Below are 15,261 nucleotides of genomic sequence, written 5' to 3' on the forward strand. Positions count from 1 at the left end.
GCCAGTTAAGGCTATAGCTGGTCAGCTACCTGAAAGGGGGGCACGAAGCCCCCGTGCTTCAGCCGGGGGTGCTGACAGTGACACTTCTTTAGCTGGACTCTGATCTAATTCTAGCAATTTATAAAATAATTGTTACGCCTCAACCAGCCTCAATCCGCCTCCAATCAACCAATATAGGAATTTATCAACACCCGAAACCTCAGACAGGAAAACCACTAACACCCCCAGACCAGTCGTGATTACCGAAATTACCCACAATTAAATCGGTTAGCCCGTGAAAGATATAATTAAGCAAAATACAAAACCACTCAATCCCTCTAGGGGAATTGAGATTTAATTGGGATTCTCCAGAACTATGCTAGATGCCACCATTATCATTTTATTTATCATAGCAGGAGCCGGAACCGGCTTTTACGGGATAGAACTGCTTCCCAGCAGTGTCCTAGAACAGGTAACTAATATTGAGGGATTACGGTCTGTCACCGCCGCTTTTACTGGCCTAATTGGTATGGTAATCGGTTTAGTCGTACAAACCACTTATCACCGGGTCGAGGAACAAATCCGCCAAATGCCTCTTGAGGTATTACTCACCCGTTCTATTGGTATGGTAATCGGTTTACTGATTGCTAACCTCATGCTCGCTCCCCTCTTTTTGTTACCCATTCCTAAAGAGGTTGGCTTTATCAAACCCCTGGGGGCTGTGTTATGTAGTGTTCTATTTGGCTACACTGGGGTTAACCTGGCTGATACCCATGGACGGGCTTTTCTACAGCTAATCAACCCCAATAGTTTGGAAACTACACTACTGGCTGAGGGAACTCTCAAATCTGCTCATACCAAAGTTCTTGATACCAGTTGCATCATTGATGGTCGCATTGAACCTCTACTAGAAACTGGATTTCTGGAAGGTAAAATTCTCGTGCCTCAGTTTATTCTGCAAGAATTGCAATTGGTAGCTGATGCTGCTAATGATCAAAAACGGGCGCGGGGACGACGGGGACTTGATATCCTTAACCGTATCCGGGAAGAATACCCAGAACGAATTCAAATTCACTCGGCGGACTATGAGGATATTGCCACTGTAGACGCGAAATTAGTGCGGTTTGCTCAAGAAATTAATGGGTTTCTGCTGACTAATGATTACAATTTGTCTAAAGTGGCAACCGTCCAACAGGTTCCAGTGCTGAATATTAATGATCTCACCCAGGCGGTGCGTCCGTCCTATTTACCTGGGGATATTCTGGAATTGAAAATCCGCAAGGAGGGTAAAGAACCTTCCCAAGGAATTGGGTATCTTGAGGATGGCACGATGGTTGTGGTAGAATCGGGTAGCGAATACCTCGGCGACCAACTGCGGGTAGTTGTCACCAGTTCTCTGCAAACTTCGGCCGGCCGCATGATTTTCGCCCGTCCAGAACATTCTGTGATGGCTTAGTCTAACAGTAGGGTACTAAGACTTAGTACCCTATCTGTCAAATAACCCGATAATTTTTAAGCTCAGGCACTGGTTTTATAATTAAAGGCATTAGCTCTAATTTGCTCAATACCTGATTCTGTATTCAGACTATCTCCTGAGTTTTGGGAGTTATCTAATTTTAAATCTAATTTTAAAATAGCTTCCCCTAATGCTTTGGCTAATAAAGGGGGAACGGCATTGCCAATTTGTCGCCACTGTTGGGTAACGGTTCCGTAAAAGATGAAATTGGGGGGGAAAGACTGAATGGCTGCGGCTTCCCTGGGGGTCAGATAACGGTTTTCTGTGGGGTGATAGTAAGTGGTGCGACTGGTGTTGATGGTGGGAGAATAACTATCTCGCGCTAGGCGTTTAAGTTTGGTTTCCCTAAATCGGGATTCTCGCAGCTTTTCCCAATCTATATCATACCATAATTCGGGGGGTAAATAAGCCTGTTGGTCTGGTTGATAACGAACGCCTTTACCTTCGGGAATATGCTGGATTCTTTGACGTTCTAAATGATTGGGAATTTGGGCGGTGCTGAGGTCGTGGTTGTACGTTTTTCCCTGGTATTCTAACCAATTTTCCCAAGCAAATCCTACGGTTTTAGCAGCAGGAAGAAAGTCTAAATCCGGTTCATTATCTTGAAATTGTGGGGATGGATATAAATTGGGTACGCCGAAACGATTACCTAAAAAAATGGTGCGCCTGCGTTTTTCGGGGACTCCGTAATGATGAGCAGATAGGACCCGGACATCAACAGTATATCCGATATTCTGTAGACAAGTTAAAATTGATGTGAGGGTGTTTTCGTTTTTTCGGGATAATAAACCCGTGACGTTTTCAATGATGATATAGTCGGGTTTAAGTTGTTCAACAAACCGTAGAAATTCTAAAAATAAAAAATTGCGTTTATCCAGATTATTGTTACTCCCAATGGTGGAAAAACCTTGACAGGGGGGACCTCCACAAATTAAGTTAATATGGCGATCGCCAATTAATTCCCTAATTTGCTCGGTAGAAATCTCCCGCAGGTCGCCACAAATTGTTTCCGCTTGAGGGTGATTATTTTGAAAGGTTTGGATCGCAGATTTATCGAAATCGACACCTAACAAACATTCAAAACCTGCCATTTCCAAGCCACAGGACATCCCTCCGGCTCCGGAAAATAGGTCGATAAAGGTTGTTTTAGCGGTTGAGGTGGTCATGGGTCTTAGCCAGGTGTTTGGTCAACATCGGTGTTAGATGATTATACCATCAGTGGGGAGAAATGTTTATAACCAATTACCGACTAAAATATAGGGACTCCAATAAAAGGGATGGCGGAACAAGGAAGTGTTTAAGAGTTTTAATTGCGCTTCCCTGAGTGCTTCGGACTTGTTTAATTGCTTTTGGTTTAAAAATCTGTAGAATTGACTCATTAACTCACTGCTGGCTTGGTCATTCACTGACCAGAGAGTGCCAACTGTACTACGCGCTCCGGCTTTAACTGCCATTCCGGCTAGTCCTAAAGTGGCACGATTATCACCAGAGGCGGTTTGACAGGCGCTGAGAATTAGTAATTCTATGGGAGTACGACCTGTGAGGGTTTTTTCAGTCAATAAACTATCCAATTCCAGAATATTAATACGACTATCCCAAGCTAAAATAAATGTCTCATCTAGCTGAGAACTAAATTGACCGTGGGTAGCAAAGTGAACGATGGGGTAGTTAGTGAATTCTAGTTTTTGGCGGATTAATTGATTGGTGAAATCTTCATTAAGTAGGACTTTGCTGGCTGTTTCTGATTGAATAGTGGCGATTTCGTCGGCTACATAAATCAGAGGACTAAAGCCATATCTTTCCTCAGTTAATCCTCCGGCTAGAACTTTTAAATCTAGCTGTTTGATGGATTTATCGGATAGTAATTTTAATCCGGGAGTAATGGCAATACTATAGGTCTCTATGAGATATTTTTCGCCATCATAAAGGGTTGCCATGGGGATATTACGGAAGGAACCATCAGGGACAAAAACAAGGGTTTTAATTTGTTCGGGATTAATTTCCTCAGCGATGGGTCGAATTACCCAATTATAGAGTTTTTGTCCTGGTTCATAAAAATCGCGGCGGCTGCGAATAACTAATGCTTCAGAGAGTTGTTTAATGGTGGCTTCTACTTCGGTTTGGCTGACATTAATTTGATGATGAACTAGGGGTTGATTGGGTTTACTGACAATCACATGAAGATTATCTTTTAAGATGATGGGATAGATAACGGCGGCGCTGGGGTCTATTTCATCTATTTTTCTAGTGACAATATCTACACAATCAGCCCTAAAAAACTTATCTAATTCGGCAACTTTTAAAGACTCGATTACATTAATAGCTTGGGATAAGTTATTCTGACTGATAGAATTACCCGGCGGTGTGGTTTCTAATAGTAAGGATACTAATTCTCGATATACGGGTTCAATACTATTTTGAAAAGAAAACTGAAACTCTCGACCGACGGATGCGATATCTTGACTTAGGGAGCCAATGAGGTTGACGGCTTCCAAGTAGGAATATATGGCTTTTTCTGGTTTTCCTTGTGCCTGTTGAATGCGACCTAATTGCCATAACCATAAGTAGGAAATATCTGGGGCTTTAATTTGTTGACTCAAGATTAAGGCATTTTGGGTGATATTTTGGGCAATTTGCCATTGTTGGGTTTGTTCATAAACACTGGCTATATAACCTAACCCAAAGGCTTGTGCGCGTTGGTCTCCTAGGTCGATCGCCTCTTGAGTTGCTTGGGTATACAGTTCCAGAATATCCTGCCAAGATGATTGGGGATTTTGTGCTTGTTGAAAGGCTGACCAATGCTTTCCTAGGTTCAGACGATAATAGATAGTTGTCTGGTTTGATGGTAACTGATTTAGGTGATATTTGGTGCGGGGTAATAGTTGACTAAAGGCTGGCTATTGTTGATTTTCAGCAAATAAACTTAATTTAGCGAGTTCTATAACCGCCTGCTGTTGAGGAGAAGGAGATATATTTAGGGCTTGTTGATAATAGTCTAAGGCTGTGGTATAATTTTTACGGTTTTTGGCGACATTTCCCAAACCAATGAGGGCGGTAACTTGTTCGGAGTTTAGGTTTAAATTGGTGGCTATAGTTAAACCCTCTTGTAGGATTGATTGGGCTTCATTAAAACGGCTGAGGGTACTAAGTAGGTTGCCGAGTCGAATGAGGACGATCGCTTTTTCGGGGGAGGTTTCTTGCTGCTGGAGATTGTTGTTAATATCGGCTAACAGTAAAGAAGCGCGGCGATATAATCCCAGTTGCTGTAGGGCTGTGGCTTGATTAATTCTGGCTTTAAACACTCCCATTTCCTGCCGATCGCGATGATATAACTCTTCGGCGGTTTCCCAAGCACTAAAGGCGGCTTCTGGGTTTCCTGTCGCCAGATATAATTGACCTTGGGTATTCATGGCTTGGGCGAAAACAGATAAGCCAGAGAGTCCGGCATTCTCTAATAACGCGATACTGCGCGCGATCGCTTCGGTGGCTAGTTGCCATTTTCCCAGGTGTTGATAAGCCAGAGATAGGTTACTAAGAACCCGCGCTTGGGCTATGAAATATCCTTCGTTTCCGTAGGTTTGCGCGACGGACTCCCAAATAGCGATCGCCTCCTGAAAATCCCCCTGTCGATAGCGATCGCGTCCCCGTTGTTCCTCCTGTAACCCCTGGGAGGCTTGGCTAATTATGGGAGTCTGTTTAGTGGGTACAATTTCGGTTAAACCCGGTTTCCAGATCGTATCTGCTAACAGCAGGCTAATCAATAAACCCAAGAAAATCAGCAGGGTAAAAGTCAAACGCCTAGGATATTTCATAGAATTGGCACAACACGATTAGGGAATTACAGTAGGACGACATTGAGGGTTCAGCCAGGGAATAGAAGGCGAGGAAGAATGAGGACTACGCGCAATTAAACTAACTCGACCATCAGAATGCACCACTAACCCTTGAGCCTCAACTAGGCTAGAATTGCCTACTGTGGGAAAATCTTGGTAAATTGTAGCACTACGTTGTAGATTTGATGATTCTAAAGTTATATTACCCAAATCTTCTAGGGGAGTTTCTCCGGTGTGTATGGTGGTGGGGTTGGGTGGTAAACCGCCGCGTCCGGTGACAATTAATTGATTATTATCCGACCCCGGTAAACAACTAAGAATGACTAACCGAGACGCATCAATGGGTCCGGTGGGTAGTTCAAACAGTCCTTGACTGGGGTCAGCGTCGGGATTATTGATTGTCACTACCCCATCAACCCCAAAGGCGGAACTAACGGTAATATCACTCAAGGGAGTTAATTCTGGGCGAAACTCAATGCCAAAAATCCCCCTAGCTGTGATGGTAATATTACCCCCAGTTCCCAAAAAAGCATTGGCGGTTATATCGCTATTTTCCACGGGGATAGCAAATAGATACTTGGTGTTTAGATCGATGTTTCCGCCATCACCTTGACCGCTATTTCTACCTGCGGTGGCTGATATGCTACTTTGGCGACGGAGGGTGATGGTATCGGCGATCGCCAAACTGATATTACCCCCATTATTAGATGCTGTTTCCGTGGTAATAGTCCCGCCATTGTCTAGTCGCACATTCGGCGCGCTGAGGTGAATATTTCCCCCTTCTCCTTCACTGCGACTTTCCGCAAATAAGCCGCTACGGAAAAAGCCATCCGGTGAAGTTCCGGTAAATTCTACCCCTTGGGAAGCGATAATATTCAGGCTTCCTCCTAACCCTTGATTTTGACTAGATGCGGAAATGCGAGCGCCGTCTAAAATTTGTAATTGTCCAGTTCTTACTTGGATATTTCCGGCGGGTGCGGTTCCTTGACCAAACCGGTCTGGGGTTCCCGTAGAAGTCAATAAGCCGCTGGGATTTTCCCTAGTGGGGGAAGTTCCGACTAACTGGATAGACTCAGCCAAAAGGTCAATATTTCCGCCTAGTCCGTCACCGAGAGTAGTGGCAACTATTTGAGCGCCATTATTAACTTGTAGTTGTCGGGTTTGAATGCTAATATTCCCCGCTTGACCGCTACCTTGTGTAGCACTGAAAATAGTCGCCCCATCACCGGAAATAGTTAATTGATTAGTATTGATAGTGATATCACCAGCTTGACCTGTAGAATCCAGTTCGCCGGTCGTAGATGACCGGCAAAGAGTTCGAGCCCCCGCACCGGAAACCACGGGGTTGAAGCCGGTGTTGCTTGGGTTAGAGGCGATCGCGGCTGATGTCGGTAGAGGGAGTGGGGGCGATCGCCTAAAATTTAACTAGCCTATCTCTACATCGGAGAAGTCAAAATGGTACAGACCCCTCAAACATCGGAAACCGATACCCTATTGCTGGCATACCCCAAAACCCTGAAACTTCACGTCACCCAAGAACAATTTGCCGCCCTAGCCGCCAGTAATCGAGAATTACAACTGGAGAGAACCGCCACAGGAGAGTTAATTGTGAATCCACCAACGGGTTGGGAAACCGGAGAACGTAATTTTAGTATCATTGGGCAATTGTATTGTTGGTACGAAAATTATCAACAAGGGAAAGCATTCGACTGTAACACGGGGTTTATTTTACCCAATGGGGCAAATCGTTCTCCCGATGCCTGTTGGGTGAGTCAAGACCGTTGGGATGCACTAAGCCAGGAACAAAAGAAAACTTTTCCAGAGATTTGTCCGGATTTTGTCGTAGAGTTACGTTCTGATTCGGATACTCTAAAATCGCTGCCAGAAAAAATGCAAGAGTATCTAGAAAATGGCGCAAAATTGGGGTGGTTAATCGACCCGCAACGTCGAATAGTAGAAGTTTATCGAGCCGATTCGGACGTAGAAATGCTATCCAATCCAACTGAGTTATCCGGAGAGAACCTGTTACCTGGTTTTGTATTAGATTTGCGTCGAGTTTGGGGTAAGTCGTAGTAGGAGGGAGGGCATTGCCTACCCGTTTGACAATTCCAGTTGTCCTAGAAAAGTGTCAGGATGGGCGATCGCCACTTGGGTATTGTCCAACAAACGACCGGAACCCGCTAGTTTTTGTCCGAGCGCCATTTCCACAAAGCGATTTCGGCTCAAGGCTTCCTGAGCAACCGTGCCGGATATGGGACTCTGGGATTTTCGGCGGGTGGTGACTAATTTGGAATGCTGCGATCAACATCCTCAAGGAAGCCTTGTGTACGCTAGGGCAAGCGCGAAGGGTCGTAGACCCGTTCGTGAAACGTTGCGTAGCAAACGTGCGACTGAGATTCGACCATTACTCTGGCTTTTGCAATCCTGTCAAAGCCAGTTGGGTCTATGAATCAAGAATCCCCTCCCCTTTAGGCAGGGAGGGGAGTGTCAACTAAGTTCTCTACTGATACATTTACGCGACATTTTTTCGGTTCCGGATAATGCAACGATAGCACCATTACCTGTTTTCGTTTCATGATTGATACAGCGTCCTATTTAACAGGTCTTCCAAGGCTGTGACCGGCAAAGGTTTGGAGAAAAAATACCCTTGTCCGTATTCGCAATTTAGGTTTTTCAAAGTCTGGACATTACCTTCGGTTTCTATACCTTCCGCGACGATATCCATATTTAAGTTATGCCCTAACATAATAATAGTTTTGACAATCTCTGTATTTTGCTGGCTGTCATCCATCCGACGCACAAAGGATTGATCAACTTTGAGAGTATCTATGGGAAAGCGATGCAAATAACTGAGGGATGAATAACCAGTGCCGAAATCATCCATACTCAGTTTAATACCTAGGGCTTTTAATCTTTCTAATAGTGCGATCGCCTCATCGACATGACCGAAATTGGACTTACTGGGCAACCAGAAAAGGACAAGCAATTGACACGCCTAACAGGGTAGCCAAATTACTCAATACGCAAAAAGGCAAGTGTAACTGGTGCGGGCAATACTTTACCCCATCAGATTTAGTTGAGGTAGACCACATTATACCTCGAAGCCAAGGCGGAAAGGATGAATACAAGAATCTCCCTAATCGGTGCGTTAAATCCCGCCATTTCCGAACAAACTTATACTGCCTTACCAACAGGAGTTAGCTGGCTGCAATGTTTACTGAAACAACAGGCAATTGATCAAACTGACATCAGTTTAAACTTAGCTCATCACTTAGCCTTTAGTCAGTATATCCGCTATCTCCCCCAGTGGTTTGAGCAGTTTCCCAGAGAACAGATTCTCGTCCTTCCCAGCGAAGACTTATTTCAAAATTCCCCCGCCACTATGCAACAGATTTACAACTTTTTAGGTCTGGAACATCACCCCTTACCGGAATATCGCAATCTTAATCCTCGAAAATACAACGCCATTAGCCGACAGTTACATCAACAGCTTACAAAATATTTTCGACCGTATAACCAACAGCTTGAAGATTATCTCAGACAAAAATTTAACTGGTAGAGTGGGCATTTCCCACCGCATTGCCCACCCTACGGTTTATCTGCTCTAGTTTCTACTATTCGCCGATCAGAACAAAAGGCTCTTTCTGGGGAATTTTGATCGTAATTTCCAGAGTTCCCCCTAATGCACTGACCACCTCGTGAAGTGTATGTAAGTCCAGACATTCCCGACTTTCCAGTTTTGCTTTTCCGAGATCCGATTCAGTAAAATATTGCTCCAACTCGTCTTCAGACAATCCTAACTTCTCTTGCAGATACTTGAAAGTCAATTCTTCAAGATAAATTTGATCCGCTCTAGCTTTAATCCGTTCCTGTCGTTCTGGAGAAAGTTTGGCTAACTCTGATGATAAGGTTGTATAGTCTTTCATTGTTCTTCCTGCTTCAGTTGTTCAAGATAGTGTTCATAACGTCGCTCTGCTATAGGAATATTTTCCTTGTACCATCGCTTGTTACCCGTTTTGTTGCCACCAACCAGTAAAATAGCTTGTCGTTCGGTATCGAACGCAAATAAAATCCGCCAAGGTTCTCCTTTATATTGAATGCGAAGCTCTTTCATATTCTTAATTGAAGAGCCTTTAAGAGTATCAACTCTCGGTCTGCCCAAAGACGGGCCGAATTCCATCAACAGAATTAAAACCGAAAAGACTTCATCTTGAAGTTCTTGTTCCTGTTGATCAAACCAGAGCTTAAAATCGGGATCGAATATAACATTCCATTTCATAAACTATAACAAAGTCGTTGCCTTGAAAGCATCTAACCGATCCAAAATCTCGAACCCCCGCGCCACATCACCCGGCATTGCCAAGGCTTGAAAGCGTGTCTGATCATCAAACTCAGCTAGTGCAAGCGCCGAGAGTTCTTCCATTAATTTATTCACAATGATGCCACGAGATTGAGCCAGTGCTTTCAGGCGAGAATGTTTTTCATCGGGTAAACGAATCGTTAAAGTTGCCATATTGTACTGACTCCCTAATCAATGCTTCAGGGGAAATAATAGAAAGCTGGGGAAAGATGAGTTCGCGCTGCTGAAACTCTTTAACATTCTGGGTGACAATTGCCTCGCCATTGCCGGCGATCGCTAACTCAATCAAATGATAGCATATATGCCATCATTCGAGGGGGTGGTATGGCGATCGCCAATTAATGGATATATTGGGTTGGGATGTGAAGATCACCAATTTGGATACCATATTTGGCAATCAAAACCAGACTCCAAAAGCTAGAGGGGGTGCAGATGCTTTAATGCGTTTACCTTCTGCGGCTAACGGAAATCTGGTTAATAACCGCTTCCGCTGGTGGATGAATTTCAATGGAGAAGGTGATTTAACTGCCAATAACCATCAGGGTGACAAGGTGAGTGTACCGGAACCTAATAGCGCGATCGGCTTCTTAGTTTTTGGGATATTGGGTTTTGGTCTGTTCCGCAAGCGTCATTCTTAAATTATGGTTAAGTTCATGATTGATACAGCGTCCTATTTAACAGGTCTTCCAAGGCTGTGACCGGCAAAGGTTTGGAGAAAAAATACCCTTGTCCGTATTCGCAATTTAGGTTTTTCAAAGTCTGGACATTACCTTCGGTTTCTATACCTTCGGCGACGATATCCATATTTAAGTTATGCCCTAACATAATAATAGTTTTGACAATCTCTGTATTTTGCTGGCTGTCATCCATCCGACGCACAAAGGATTGATCAACTTTGAGAGTATCTATGGGAAAGCGATGCAAATAACTGAGGGATGAATAACCAGTGCCGAAATCATCCATACTCAGTTTAATACCTAGGGCTTTTAATCTTTCTAATAGTGCGATCGCCTCATCGACATCATCCATAATTGCACTCTCGGTAATTTCTAATTTAATACAACTGCGGTCAACCCCAGTCTGAGTCAAAATCTGATCGACACATTCAATCAAGTTAACTTGGGAAAATTGACGGGTTGACAGATTTATGCTTAACATAAAAGGGGGATTTTGGCAATATTTTTGATTCCAGATTGCCAACTGACGACAGCCTTCTAATAAAATCCACTCCCCCAAGGGAATAATTAAACCACTCTCTTCAGAAACTGGGATAAATTCCCCAGGAGACACAAACCCCCGCTGGGGAGATATCCAACGCACTAAGGCTTCAAAACCAGCGATCTGATTAGTTTTTAAATTCATAATCGGCTGATAATACAGTTGAAATTCTTGATTTTTAATGGCTTCTCTCAGGTCGGCTTCTAGTTGTAACTGCTGCAAAGCATGAGATTTCATGGTGGAGATATACACCTGATAACGACTGTTTCCCAAAGCCTTGGCGCGATACATGGCTGTATGGGCATCTCTTAATAAATCATTGGCAATTAAATCTTGATTTTGGTTACTATACGCAATGCCAATACTGATGGTGGTATATACCTGTTGACCGTTGAGATAAAAGGGCGCGGCGAGAGCTTTTTGCAGTTTATTTGCCATGGCGATCGCCTGGTCAATATTCTTGATATTCGGCATCATTACCGCAAATTCATCCCCGCCAACTCGCGCCAAAATTGTCTGAGAAGATAAACACTTTTTCATGCGTTGGGTAGTGGAAATTAGCAGTTGATCACCGATGGCATGACCAAAACCTTCATTAATCAGCCGAAACCGGTCTATGTCTACAAATAACAGGGCAATTTGGGTGGATTTAGGGTGATGACTAAGGCGCTGAATTTTTTGATTCAGTAGGGTGCGGGTTGGCAAATCAGTTAAAATATCATAGGATAACCCATAAAGAACTTTATAAGCCAAGACAATTGCACCAGTAAATAATAATCCTAAAGCTGGGGGAATTAAGGGAATCCATCCGCTTTGAGTGAATACTATAACACAGATAGTCCAGAGAGCGATCGTGCTGATACTAATTAGTAATCCCAAAGACAAGGGGCGATGAAATTTGACTACCAAAATCCCCCCCAAAAATGACCAAAGCCACAACCATAAAACCTCCCCCCACATGGGCAAGAACCAAAATAAAGATTCTCCTTCTAAAATCACTTTCAGAATTTGGCTAATCATGTAACCATGAATCATTACTCCTGGCATTAAATGATGAGTAGTTTTAGCCGCACTAAAAGGGGTGGGATGCAGGTCTCTTGAACTGGTGGCTGTTGTGCCTATTAACACCACTTTATCCTTGACCAAATTCCCGTCAATTTCTCCCTGTAATAGCTCGGTAATGGTGATAGTTTTAGCTATTTCTTTGGTGTGATAATCCATCAATATTTGTCTACCCCCAACTTCCGATGCGGGTAGTTGATAGCCACCAGAATTAGATCTGATAGCCGGAAAAATAGTTTCGTCTATTTGCAGTAAGCCGGGTTGTGCATCAAGGATAATTGGGTGATTTTTGAGAGATTCTAAGTATTTTTGGCTAACTTTTACGCCAAAAGAATAAAATTCTTCCCCATCATAGCGAACATACATTAAGTTGCGGCGAATAGTATTATCTAAATCAGCAACTAAATCGTTAAAACCTACTTGATTAATTGATATATAAGGCGGTGGCTCAACTCTTCCAATTTGTTGAATCGCAATAATATTATCTGCTTGGAATTGTTCAAAAATTTGTAAATTTCCAGGGGGTTGCGGAACATCTCTATAAATATCAAAACCAATGACTCTAGGTTGGTATTCTTGCAGTTTGGCTAAGGCTTGGGCTAAAATTTCATCGGAAAACGGCCATTTTTGGTTGGCTTGAATATCTGCTTCTGTAATCTCTACAATTAATAGGCGAGGGTCAGGAATATTATCACTATTTAAGCGCATGATTCTATCAAAGGATTCTAATTCTAGGGGTTGTAAAATTCCCCAATACCTAATCCCCGATATTAACCCTATGGTTAATAAACTGGCTAATAGAATAGTAATTAGCTGTTTTAGTGATGGCAAATGCGCTTTTATCGGTCTATACTGATTTAAGCATTTGAAGATACGACGACAAAAGCCATTGAGTTTAGGCTGCCAATGGTGGAAATACATGGTAATCATGATGACTTACTTGTTTTTATTTATCCTCAAAATAGTTGATCATCCTGACGATTGAGTTAACTATGGCGCTTAATATATTTAACTGACCATGGTTAAGGATCAGTAATTTGACTGATGGCTGTCTGTTAATGACCTTGCTATAATCATAATGTTCGGAATCAGGAAATAATCGGGATATAACTATGAAACTTAAACTTTTTGCGGGTCCGATAGGGGTTATCCTCGGTACGGTGTCTCTGTTAGCGGTTTCTATGACACCACCTTTAATAGAATCTGTGCTAGGTGATGATGATCAGCCCCCAGGTCGCTTGGTGGGAGGAGGGACTAGGAGTGGCAACCCTAATTGTAGATTTGATCAAACTCCCTTGATGGCGATCGCTCCCTCTCGATCAATAGGATTAACCGCTCAAGCCTCTCCTAGGTTATATTTTTACTTACCTGCTATGGAAACTGTCCAAACGGCAGAGTTTGTGCTGATTGATAACACCAATGACACAGTGATTTATGAAGAGACCCTGAAAATCGGAGGTAAAGCTGGAATTATGGGTGTGACTATACCATCACACAGCACTCAAAACATTAAAACCAACAATAATTACAAGTGGTACTTTTCCATCGTTTGTAATCCTGATGACCGTTCGGAGGATATCATAGTCGAAGGTGGCATCCGGTGGGCAGAAATAGACCCAGCATTGGCTAGTCAAATTAACCAAACCAGTCCACTGGAGAAGGTGGATCTATATTTGAAGGCTGGGCTGTGGTTTGATGCTATGTCAACTTTGGCTGAGTTGCGGTCTCATGGTAATCCTGATCCGGCAGTCTCAGAGGCTTGGAGTAAACTATTGGAATCGGCGGATCTGGGCGTTTTGGTTCAAGAACCTGTAATTACCGAATAATTTACTCCATATTTTCAGCAGCGATCGCTATTGACTCTGATTCTGATTCTGATTCTGACGCTGGCGGAATATCTCATAAAGTGCCATACCAGTGGCTACTGAGACATTCAGACTAGGGATTGTTCCTTGTAGGGGAATAGAAAGTAGTACATCGCAGTTTTCGGCGATCGCATGACTCAATCCTTCCCCTTCACTACCAACCACCAGAACGATCGCTCCGGTTAAATTGGCATTATACAGGGGTTGAAATTCCCCGGCTACTGTCCCATAAATCCAAAATCCGGCTGATTTGAGTTCAGTTAGACTACGGTTAAGATTGATCACCCGCGCTACCGGGAAAGTCTCTAAGGCTCCGGCCGCTACTTTCATCACTGTAGCATTAATACCAACAGCCCGGCGCTGGGGTAGAATCAAGCCTTGCGCTCCGATCGCTTCAGCGGTGCGAACGATCGCGCCTAAGTTGTGGGGGTCAGTGATACCATCAACCGCGACTAGGACAGGCTGGCTATTGGCAGATTTAGCCTGGGTAATTAGGGTGGTTAAATCCCAATATTTATACGGTGTAACCTGTGCGACAATTCCCTGATGGTTAGCGCCTCTGGTAATTTGGTCTAGGCGCTGATAGCTGGCTCCGTCTACAATAGCACCTTTAGCTTTCGCCTCTTGTAAGAGAGGTTGAAACCGGGTATCCGATCGCAATTGGGAAATTACCCAAACTCGGTTAAGCGATCGGCCGTTTTCTAAGGCTGCTAAGACTGTGTGGCGGCCATAAATTAGATCTTCCTCTGGCGGTTCTGTCTCTGCTGAAGCCACAGGGCGATCGCGACGACGGGGATGGATAGCTGGTTTATCTTCCCGAGGAGAATGCGGTGGCTTAGAAGAAGGCTTAACCTTTCCTCGGTTCGGGCCAGATTTGCGATGGGGAGATGAAGGAGGTCTCATTAAAAAACCCTCGAAGATTAGGCAATTTTTAATCAACAAATAGTAGGACCGACAGAGAAACCCCCTATCGGTCTACTGGAAATAGGTAGACTCCTAGCAGTCACTCAACTTTTTTTTACCGCCGCCACAGCATCCTCAACGGTTTGCTGTAGAGATAGAAACTTTTCTAAACGAACCAGTTTCACGGTTTGGGTGACGCGAGGATTAGAAACAATTTGTAAAGTTCCTCCGTTAGTCTGAGCCTTCTTGACGAGTTGTACCAAAGCGCCCAAACCGGAACTGTCTACGAAGTCTATCTGGGAAAGATCCAACACAATGTGTTTTGGTCCATTATCGATACACTTGGACATAATTTTCCGAAACGTACCTTCTGAGAAGGCATCGAGTAATCCGGTCAGACGAAATATTTGATAGTTATCTTTAACGTCGCGAGTCCCTCTGAGGCTAACGGTCAGGTGTAGTTGCTCAGGAATAGCCCCCTCCTAACTGGATAGCACATATACTGCCTTATTAGTATATTCCATT

General features: G+C 43.7%; 17 protein-coding genes and 1 pseudogene. 6 read left to right on the forward strand and 12 right to left on the reverse strand.

What is annotated here, in order from left to right:
• Positions 1–355: 355 nt before the first annotated feature.
• Positions 356–1,435, forward strand: coding sequence for a PIN/TRAM domain-containing protein (locus ACTIE0_RS06480; protein WP_006624941.1), 1,080 nt, complete (start codon positions 356–358; stop codon positions 1,433–1,435).
• Between the two features lie 62 nt (positions 1,436–1,497).
• Here the strand turns inward: ACTIE0_RS06480 and ACTIE0_RS06485 are convergent, their stop codons facing one another.
• The 4 genes from ACTIE0_RS06485 to ACTIE0_RS06500 form a co-directional block, all read right to left on the reverse strand.
• Positions 1,498–2,661, reverse strand: coding sequence for a DNA cytosine methyltransferase (locus tag ACTIE0_RS06485; RefSeq protein ID WP_006668258.1), 1,164 nt, complete (start codon positions 2,659–2,661; stop codon positions 1,498–1,500).
• A 66-nt stretch (positions 2,662–2,727) separates the two neighbouring features.
• On the reverse strand, positions 2,728–4,095 hold the full coding sequence (locus tag ACTIE0_RS06490) for a CHAT domain-containing protein (protein WP_006668257.1): 1,368 nt from the start codon (positions 4,093–4,095) through the stop codon (positions 2,728–2,730).
• Between the two features lie 297 nt (positions 4,096–4,392).
• Entirely contained in the window at positions 4,393–5,307 is a 915-nt protein-coding gene (locus ACTIE0_RS06495; RefSeq protein WP_006668256.1) for a tetratricopeptide repeat protein, read from the reverse strand.
• Positions 5,308–5,325: 18 nt separating this feature from the next.
• A complete protein-coding gene (locus ACTIE0_RS06500) occupies positions 5,326–6,669 on the reverse strand; it encodes an S-layer family protein (RefSeq protein ID WP_006668255.1) in 1,344 nt (447 codons plus the stop codon).
• Positions 6,670–6,783: 114 nt separating this feature from the next.
• Between ACTIE0_RS06500 and ACTIE0_RS06505 the strand changes: the two genes are divergently transcribed.
• A complete protein-coding gene (locus ACTIE0_RS06505; RefSeq protein ID WP_006624935.1) occupies positions 6,784–7,401 on the forward strand; it encodes a Uma2 family endonuclease in 618 nt (205 codons plus the stop codon).
• Positions 7,402–7,419: 18 nt separating this feature from the next.
• Here ACTIE0_RS06505 and ACTIE0_RS06510 read toward each other — a convergent pair whose 3' ends face one another.
• Positions 7,420–7,554, reverse strand: a complete 135-nt coding sequence (locus tag ACTIE0_RS06510) for a hypothetical protein (protein WP_006624934.1) — start codon at positions 7,552–7,554, stop codon at positions 7,420–7,422.
• Between the two features lie 346 nt (positions 7,555–7,900).
• Positions 7,901–8,296: an EAL domain-containing protein gene (locus tag ACTIE0_RS06515; RefSeq protein ID WP_006624933.1), complete on the reverse strand. Its 396-nt coding sequence runs from the start codon at positions 8,294–8,296 to the stop codon at positions 7,901–7,903.
• Here ACTIE0_RS06515 and ACTIE0_RS06520 point away from each other — a divergent pair.
• Positions 8,269–8,529: pseudogene (locus tag ACTIE0_RS06520) on the forward strand (HNH endonuclease); the annotation flags it as partial. The gene ACTIE0_RS06515 and the pseudogene ACTIE0_RS06520 overlap by 28 nt on opposite strands.
• Positions 8,447–8,887 (forward strand): sulfotransferase domain-containing protein, encoded by a 441-nt coding sequence (locus tag ACTIE0_RS06525; RefSeq protein WP_006624932.1) that lies wholly within the window; start codon positions 8,447–8,449, stop codon positions 8,885–8,887. The pseudogene ACTIE0_RS06520 and the gene ACTIE0_RS06525, both read left to right, overlap by 83 nt.
• Positions 8,888–8,942: 55 nt before the next feature.
• On the opposite strand, the gene ACTIE0_RS06530 is transcribed toward ACTIE0_RS06525, so the two are convergent.
• From ACTIE0_RS06530 to ACTIE0_RS06540, 3 genes are read right to left on the reverse strand one after another with little or no spacing between them, the layout of a single operon-like run.
• Entirely contained in the window at positions 8,943–9,254 is a 312-nt protein-coding gene (locus tag ACTIE0_RS06530) for a helix-turn-helix domain-containing protein (protein WP_006624931.1), read from the reverse strand.
• The gene (locus ACTIE0_RS06535; RefSeq protein ID WP_006668253.1) at positions 9,251–9,607 is read right to left on the reverse strand and encodes a type II toxin-antitoxin system RelE/ParE family toxin; all 357 of its coding nucleotides are present in this window, start codon (positions 9,605–9,607) and stop codon (positions 9,251–9,253) included. Before ACTIE0_RS06535 ends, ACTIE0_RS06530 begins: the two co-directional genes overlap by 4 nt.
• Before the next feature lie 3 nt (positions 9,608–9,610).
• Entirely contained in the window at positions 9,611–9,841 is a 231-nt protein-coding gene (locus tag ACTIE0_RS06540; protein ID WP_006624929.1) for a hypothetical protein, read from the reverse strand.
• Between the two features lie 209 nt (positions 9,842–10,050).
• On the opposite strand from ACTIE0_RS06540, the gene ACTIE0_RS06545 reads away from it, so the two are divergent.
• Positions 10,051–10,326, forward strand: coding sequence for a PEP-CTERM sorting domain-containing protein (locus ACTIE0_RS06545; RefSeq protein ID WP_228116355.1), 276 nt, complete (start codon positions 10,051–10,053; stop codon positions 10,324–10,326).
• Between the two features lie 13 nt (positions 10,327–10,339).
• On the opposite strand, the gene ACTIE0_RS06550 is transcribed toward ACTIE0_RS06545, so the two are convergent.
• Complete coding sequence (locus ACTIE0_RS06550; protein ID WP_006668252.1) at positions 10,340–12,898, reverse strand: EAL domain-containing protein; 2,559 nt, start codon at positions 12,896–12,898, stop codon at positions 10,340–10,342.
• A 182-nt stretch (positions 12,899–13,080) separates the two neighbouring features.
• Here ACTIE0_RS06550 and ACTIE0_RS06555 point away from each other — a divergent pair, with 182 nt between their 5' ends.
• Complete coding sequence (locus ACTIE0_RS06555; RefSeq protein WP_006624925.1) at positions 13,081–13,794, forward strand: DUF928 domain-containing protein; 714 nt, start codon at positions 13,081–13,083, stop codon at positions 13,792–13,794.
• A 27-nt stretch (positions 13,795–13,821) separates the two neighbouring features.
• Here ACTIE0_RS06555 and rlmB read toward each other — a convergent pair whose 3' ends face one another.
• Both rlmB and ACTIE0_RS06565 read right to left on the reverse strand, forming a co-directional pair.
• Positions 13,822–14,736, reverse strand: coding sequence for a 23S rRNA (guanosine(2251)-2'-O)-methyltransferase RlmB (gene rlmB, locus ACTIE0_RS06560; protein ID WP_006624924.1), 915 nt, complete (start codon positions 14,734–14,736; stop codon positions 13,822–13,824).
• A gap of 104 nt (positions 14,737–14,840) precedes the next feature.
• A complete protein-coding gene (locus ACTIE0_RS06565; protein ID WP_174447161.1) occupies positions 14,841–15,191 on the reverse strand; it encodes an STAS domain-containing protein in 351 nt (116 codons plus the stop codon).
• Positions 15,192–15,261: the final 70 nt, after the last annotated feature.

The sequence above is a fragment of the Limnospira sp. genome, from assembly GCF_051859755.1.
Classification (GTDB): domain Bacteria; phylum Cyanobacteriota; class Cyanobacteriia; order Cyanobacteriales; family Microcoleaceae; genus Limnospira; species Limnospira fusiformis.

What these genes read in the sequence shown, in the direction of transcription:
- ACTIE0_RS06480 (WP_006624941.1), top strand. Translation starts at nt 356, where the DNA reads ATGCTAGATGCCACCATTATCATTTTATTTATCATAGCAGGAGCCGGA.
- ACTIE0_RS06485 (WP_006668258.1), bottom strand. Translation starts at nt 2,661, where the DNA reads ATGACCACCTCAACCGCTAAAACAACCTTTATCGACCTATTTTCCGGA.
- ACTIE0_RS06495 (WP_006668256.1), bottom strand. Translation starts at nt 5,307, where the DNA reads ATGAAATATCCTAGGCGTTTGACTTTTACCCTGCTGATTTTCTTGGGT.
- ACTIE0_RS06505 (WP_006624935.1), top strand. Translation starts at nt 6,784, where the DNA reads ATGGTACAGACCCCTCAAACATCGGAAACCGATACCCTATTGCTGGCA.
- ACTIE0_RS06525 (WP_006624932.1), top strand. Translation starts at nt 8,447, where the DNA reads ATGAATACAAGAATCTCCCTAATCGGTGCGTTAAATCCCGCCATTTCC.
- ACTIE0_RS06530 (WP_006624931.1), bottom strand. Translation starts at nt 9,254, where the DNA reads ATGAAAGACTATACAACCTTATCATCAGAGTTAGCCAAACTTTCTCCA.
- ACTIE0_RS06535 (WP_006668253.1), bottom strand. Translation starts at nt 9,607, where the DNA reads ATGAAATGGAATGTTATATTCGATCCCGATTTTAAGCTCTGGTTTGAT.
- ACTIE0_RS06540 (WP_006624929.1), bottom strand. Translation starts at nt 9,841, where the DNA reads ATGGCAACTTTAACGATTCGTTTACCCGATGAAAAACATTCTCGCCTG.
- ACTIE0_RS06550 (WP_006668252.1), bottom strand. Translation starts at nt 12,898, where the DNA reads ATGATTACCATGTATTTCCACCATTGGCAGCCTAAACTCAATGGCTTT.
- ACTIE0_RS06555 (WP_006624925.1), top strand. Translation starts at nt 13,081, where the DNA reads ATGAAACTTAAACTTTTTGCGGGTCCGATAGGGGTTATCCTCGGTACG.
- rlmB (WP_006624924.1), bottom strand. Translation starts at nt 14,736, where the DNA reads ATGAGACCTCCTTCATCTCCCCATCGCAAATCTGGCCCGAACCGAGGA.